This window comes from Pseudomonas sp. CM25 (assembly GCF_013179705.1).
Lineage (GTDB): Bacteria > Pseudomonadota > Gammaproteobacteria > Pseudomonadales > Pseudomonadaceae > Aquipseudomonas.
In genome coordinates this window covers 1-6030 of record NZ_JABMCW010000319.1, presented here as the reverse complement: position 1 = coordinate 6030, position 6030 = coordinate 1, and the positions used below count along the sequence as shown (strand labels likewise).

Sequence of the window (6030 nt, the reverse complement as noted above, 5' to 3'; positions counted from 1 at the left end):
GCGGTTTTTGGTTACTTTTTTCCAAGAAAAAAAGTGACTCGCCGTAAGGGCGAAAAGGTGAGTAAGCGTCGCCATCGCAAATGGACTGTTCGCTGCATCAAAACCGGCACATATCTGCAAGCTGCAAGCTGGAAGCTGGAAGCTGGAAGCTGGAAAGTCATGACTGACCGTCGACCACCTTCAACCACTCCCCAACATCCCGATAAAGCCCCTCCACCTGCCCGACAATCCCCGACATGCGCAGGAAGTCATGGGTCAACCCCTCCACCCGGGCAAAGCTCACCGCCGTTCCGCCCGCCAGCAACCAGTCCCGATACGCAATGCCTTCATCATGCAGCGGGTCATACTCGGCCACGAACAGGTACGCTGGCGCCAAGGGTGTCCGCAGCGTCGACAGCAACGGCGACACCCGCCAGTCCAGGCGCTGCGCAGGCAGCGGCGCATAGTGCTGGTAGAACCACTCCAGGGTAGGCGTCTCCAGCAGGTAGCCCTCGGCGTGCTCGCGATGAGAATCACGCTGGCAGGAAATATCGGTCACCGGGTAGAACAGCAACTGCGCCAGCGGTTTGAATGCCAGCGCTTCGGGCTGTTCGACCGCAGTAATGGCCATTACCGCCGCCAGGCTCGCCCCCACACTGTCCCCTGCCAGCACCACCCGGCGGCTGTCCAGGCCCAGCGCCGTTGCCTGTTCGGCCAGCCAGTTAGCGACATCCAGCACATCGTGCAGGGCCACCGGGAACTGCTGCTCAGGCGCCAGCCGATAGTCCGGCGCCAGCACCGCAAACTCGCCAAGCGCCGCCAGACGGCGGCACACCGAGTCATGCGAGTCGAGGCTGCCAACCACATAGCCACCGCCATGCAGGTAGAAGATCACCGGTTGCAAGGCATCCCCGCCATCGCCCTGGCGATACAGACGCGCTGCCAGGCTGGCCCCGTCGCGGGCGGTGAGCTGCAGTTCGCTGACCGTGAGATTGCCGGGCGGGCTCGGGTCGAGTACCTGCGAGCTGCCGGCGAACTCGGCCCGGGCCTGGGCAACGTCCATCGCATGCATGGGCAGGCTCCTGCCCGTCAGCCGGCCAAATTCGACCAGTTCCAGAAATGCCGCCAGATCAGGATGCAATGCCATGTGGGTTCCTTGGGTGAAGAATGTGACGCGAACATTCCTACGGGACGTAGCAGCAGCCTGAAAAATTACCCACCACACGCCTAAATCGCTGGTGCAGGTACTCGTTATTCCTGCACAACGAAAGACCGCCAGAGGCTTACCGTGGACCTTCAGAGCATCCTCAGCAAACTGTTCGCCAACGCCCATGCCGTCGGCATCGAAGGCGTTTTCCAGTTCGTCTTCGGCGACGACCGGGCCTTCTGGTCGGAGGTGCGCGACAGCAGCCGCACCGGTGCCGGCCGGCACAGCGCTCCGGATGTCACCATCGAAGTGGCCGAGCGCGACTTCCTCGGCATCATGGGCGGCACGGCCAACGTCGAGGAACTGTTCGCCAGCGCCCGGCTGAAGATCACCGGCAACATGGGCCTGGCCACTTTGCTGCCGCAGATTATCAGCAACGCCCGTCGCGGCACGCCAACTGCCAAGGCATCGATGAACCAGCGTTACCCGACACCGGCGCGCCTGAGCGAACGGGTGTCGGCCGCGCAACCGCTGCAGCGCGAGGTGGCACGCATCGCCTACACCGACATGCCCCTGGCGCGCTTCCAGCGCGAGCACCTGGAGCACGGCAAACCAGTAGTCATCTGCGATGCGCTGCAGGACTGGCCGCTGTTCACCATGGGTCGGCAAGCCTCGCTGGAGCACTTCGCCGAATTGCAGGGCATCACCCGGCACGGCGATTACGTGAAGAAAACCTTCTCCACCGACCGCGACTTCCGCTCCACCTCCATGGCCGACTTCATCGCGTCGCTGGACACCCCGGCCAAACCGGGTGAAACCCCTGCCTACATGGGCAACAACATCGTGCCAGAGAAGCTGTTGACGCTGATCCGTCACCCGCAGTACTTCAGCCGCGACAAATTCATCGCGCCGCGCATCTGGATCGGCCCCAAGGGCACCCTCACACCCCTGCACCGCGACGATGCCGACAACCTGTTCGCCCAGGTCTGGGGGCAGAAGTCGTTCATCCTCGCCGCGCCACATCACCGTCCGGCCTTGGGCACCTGGTCGACCAGCCCCAAAGGCGGCCTCGACGGCTGTGATTTCAACCCCGACGCGCCGGATTACCAGCGCTTCCCGGCAGCGCGTGACGTGCCCTTTCTACGCGTGGTGCTGCAGGCCGGTGACCTGCTGTTCCTGCCTGAGGGCTGGTTCCACCAGGTGGAGTCGGTATCCACTTCCCTGTCGGTGAACTTCTGGGTGAACTCCGGGCGCGGGTGGTAACCGCCAGGGTGGAGTTAATTTGCGCCGCTGGCGGCTCGCTCCTGAAGAACACCGCTTGCAAAAGCCCCCCGCATGTCCAGCTCCGCCAGCATCACCCAAGCGTTGCAGCAAGGCCTGCGCAGCCTGATCAAGGGCTGCGCGCCGGGGGACATTCGATTGATTTGAAATCGCCGGGCGCGCTGTGCACGCCTTTCGCCGGCAAGCCAGCTCCCACAGGGGTCGCCTCAGGGCTGACAGGTGCACGCCACAACATTTTCAGCGCCTGTCGGCCCTGATGAGGTCCCTGTGGGAGCTGGCTTGCCGGCGAAAGGGCCGCAGCGCGGCCCCGACAATCGATCAGACGGCCGCGATAAACGCCTCGGCAAACCGCTGCGCCACTTCATCGATCTGTTCACCACTGATGATCAACGGCGGCAGAAAGCGCATCACCGCGCCATGGCGCCCACCCAGTTCCAGAATCAACCCACGCTTGAGGCACTCACGCTGCACTTTCGCGGCCAGGTCACGATTGGCCGTCGGGTAACCCAGGGCGTCACGCGGCGCTTGTGGATCGATCAGTTCCACTCCAAGCATCAACCCACGCCCGCGAATATCACCCAGTTGCGGATAATCCTTCTGTAGCGGCTGCAAATGCTTGCGCAGCCGCAGCCCCATGGCCTCCGCATGGTCGGCCAGGCGATGCTCGACCAGGTAATCGATCACCGCCGACCCCGCCGCCATGGCCATCTGGTTGCCACGGAAGGTGCCGGCATGTGCGCCTGGCTTCCAGGTGTCCAGCCACTTGCGGTACACCACTACCGCCAGCGGCAGGCTGCCGCCAATGGCCTTGGACAGGGTCACCACGTCCGGCACGATGCCGGCGTGCTCGAAGGCGAACATGCGCCCGGTACGGGCAAAGCCGCTCTGGATCTCATCGACGATCAACGCCACGCCAGCCTGCTCGGTGATACGGCGCACGCCCTTCAGCCATTCGATAGCGGCCGGAACCACGCCGCCCTCGCCCTGCACCACCTCAAGGATCACCGCAGCCGGTAGCGGTACACCGCTTTCCGGATCGAGCAGCAGGTTTTCCAGGTAATGCAGGCTGGCCCTGACCCCGGCTTCGCCGCCCAGGCCGAACGGGCAACGGTAATCGTAAGGGTACGGCATGAACTGTACACCGTTGCCAAGCAAGGCCCCCAGCGGCTGTTTCGGCCCATGGCTGCCCATCAGGCTCAAGGCGCCCTGGCTCATGCCATGGTAGGCGCCGTGGAAGGCCAGCACCGTGCTGCGGCCGGTGGCGATGCGAACCAGCTTGAGCGCCGCCTCCACCGCGTCGGTGCCGGACGGGCCGCAGAACTGTACCTTGGCCTCGCGGCGCAGGGCTTCTGGCAGGATGCCGAACAAGTCCTGTACGAAGCGGTCCTTGACCGGCGTGGTCAGGTCCAGGGTATGCAGAGGCAGCTCGTCGGCCAGTACCCGCTGGATTGCCTCGACCACCACCGGGTGGTTGTGGCCCAGCGCCAGGGTGCCAGCGCCGGCCAGGCAGTCGATGAACTGGCGGCCTTCGACATCCTCTACATAGATGCCACGGGCGCGCTTGAGCGCCAGCGGGATGCGTCGTGGATAGCTGCGGGCGTTGGACTCCTGCTGCTGCTGGCGTTGCAGCAACGGCGAATCGTTGAACTCGTACAAAGGCTGCGGCGCGCTGGCCGGCGGGACCTGGGCAAGGCTGGAAGCGGTGGACATGGGTGAATCCTCGCAAGCAAGCGAATGAGCGGTTATCGCTTGGGAAACGCTTGAGTGCGGGGAGGATTTAGCCGTTGTTACCGGATTTTGCTTTACCTGCACCGGCCCTTTCGCGGCGGTCGAAATCAATGCCCCGGGCGCGCCGGCACTTGCAACAGCACCCGCAACCCGTCGCTACGGCTGTCGAACCTGAGGTGCCCGGCACAGCGCTGCACGATCGCCTGCACAATCGCCAGGCCCAAGCCGCAGCCACCACTCTGCCCATTACGCCAGAAGCGCTCGGTCAGGTGCTCCAGGTCCGCCTCGGCAATCCCCGGCCCATGGTCACGCACCATGAAACCCACCTGCCCGTCGGCCATCTGCACGTCCAGCTCCACCGCCGCATCACCGCCATGGCGCAGGGCGTTGTCCAGCAGGTTGCGCAGCGCCGCCACTGCCAGCGGTGCGGGCATGCCCAGGTAGATCTGCGTGGCCTCCTCCGGCAGGCGCAACACGATGCGCCGGTTGTCACCGCCCCCGGCATCCTGCACGGCCTGGCGGGCCACCTGCTCGGCGCTGCACTGCACGCCATCCTCGAACGACAGGCTGCCTTCCACCCGCGCCAGCATCAGCAACTGCTCCAGCGTGCGGTGCATGCGGTCGGTGCCCTGCTCGGCATGCTCCAGCGCCTGCTCGCGCACGGCACCGTCGGTCATGCGCGCCACCTGCAGGTGGGTCTTGATCGCGGTCAGCGGGCTGCGCAATTCATGCGCGGCGTCGTCGGTGAGGCGCCGCTCGCGCTCGATGGTCTGGGCAATGCGCAGGAACAGCTGGTTCTGGGTTTCCAGCAACGGCTGCAGCTCGCTGGGCATGCCGGCCACCTGCAGCGGCTCGACACTGTCTGCGCGCCGTCGGCGCAGTGCATCACGCATGCGGTTGAGCGGCTCGAGGCCCTTGCCCAGGCCGATCCACAGCAACCCCAGGCTGCCAAGCAGCGCCATCAACACCGGGGCCGACGCCGCCAGCAGAATCGACTGGTTCAGCGCCTCGCGCTCCATGTGCCGGTCGGCGGTGGTGATGCGTACATCACCGTGGTTGTAGGTGAAGGTGCGCCAGCGTGCGTCGTCGATGGTCTGGTCACGGAAACCACTGCGCTCGTCGTCCATGGCGCCATCGTGCTTGTGGTTGCTGGCCAGAATCTCGCCACGCAGCGAGCTGACCTGGCAGGCCATGCCGTCTGGCACGCTGAACTGGTCAGCGGAAAAATGCGCCTCGCCGCCCTTGGCGGTGAGCGGTTGCGGCAGCTGGTCGATCAGCCCGGCGACCATCCGTGCCGACGCCACCAGGCGCTGGTCGAGGGAAAACATCATCTGCTGGCGCAGGTCACGCAGCATCCAGGCGGCAGCCAGCGCCCAGATGATCACGAAGGCACTGCCCAGGATCAGGCTCAGACGTACCCGCAGGCTCATGATGCTGCCTCTTCCGGCGCCTGCGCCGGGCCCAGCCGGTAGCCCAGGCCGCGCACGGTTTCGACGATGCCGTTACCCAGCTTGCGCCGCAGGTGGTGGATATGCACGTTCAGGGCATTGCTCTCGACCTCGTCACTGAAGCCGTACACGCAGTCTTTCAGTTGCTCGCTGGACAGCACTCGCCCGGGGTTCTGCAACAGGGCCTGAAGCAGCGCCTGCTCACGGCGGGACAGGTCGACCGGGTGGCCGGCCAGGGTGGCCACGCAACTGCTCGGGTCATAGTGCAGCGGGCCGTGCTCGATCCCATTCACCGCCCGCCCGGCCACCCGCCGCAGCAGGGTATGCAGGCGTGCGGCCAGTTCGCGCAGGTCGAAGGGCTTGAGCAGGTAGTCGTCGGCGCCGGCCTGCAGGCCATCGACGCGGTCGGTGACTGCATCGCGGGCAGTGAGCACCAGCACGGGCAGT

5 protein-coding genes are annotated in these 6030 nt (G+C 65.3%); 1 reads left to right on the top strand and 4 read right to left on the bottom strand.

What is annotated here, in order from left to right; translation table 11 throughout:
• Positions 1–157: 157 nt before the first annotated feature.
• Entirely contained in the window at positions 158–1126 is a 969-nt protein-coding gene (locus HP546_RS24275; RefSeq protein ID WP_172230532.1) for an alpha/beta hydrolase, read from the bottom strand.
• 141 nt (positions 1127–1267) lie between these two features.
• Between HP546_RS24275 and HP546_RS24270 the strand changes: the two genes are divergently transcribed.
• A complete protein-coding gene (locus HP546_RS24270; RefSeq protein WP_172230529.1) occupies positions 1268–2389 on the top strand; it encodes a cupin-like domain-containing protein in 1122 nt (373 codons plus the stop codon).
• Positions 2390–2725: 336 nt separating this feature from the next.
• Here the strand turns inward: HP546_RS24270 and HP546_RS24265 are convergent, their stop codons facing one another.
• The 3 genes from HP546_RS24265 to HP546_RS24255 all read right to left on the bottom strand — a co-directional run.
• Positions 2726–4117: an aspartate aminotransferase family protein gene (locus HP546_RS24265; protein ID WP_172230526.1), complete on the bottom strand. Its 1392-nt coding sequence runs from the start codon at positions 4115–4117 to the stop codon at positions 2726–2728.
• A 125-nt stretch (positions 4118–4242) separates the two neighbouring features.
• On the bottom strand, positions 4243–5565 hold the full coding sequence (locus HP546_RS24260) for an ATP-binding protein (RefSeq protein ID WP_172230523.1): 1323 nt from the start codon (positions 5563–5565) through the stop codon (positions 4243–4245).
• On the bottom strand, positions 5562–6030 hold a 469-nt coding region (locus HP546_RS24255), incomplete at its 5' end, for a response regulator transcription factor (RefSeq protein WP_172230520.1). The genes HP546_RS24255 and HP546_RS24260, both read right to left, overlap by 4 nt.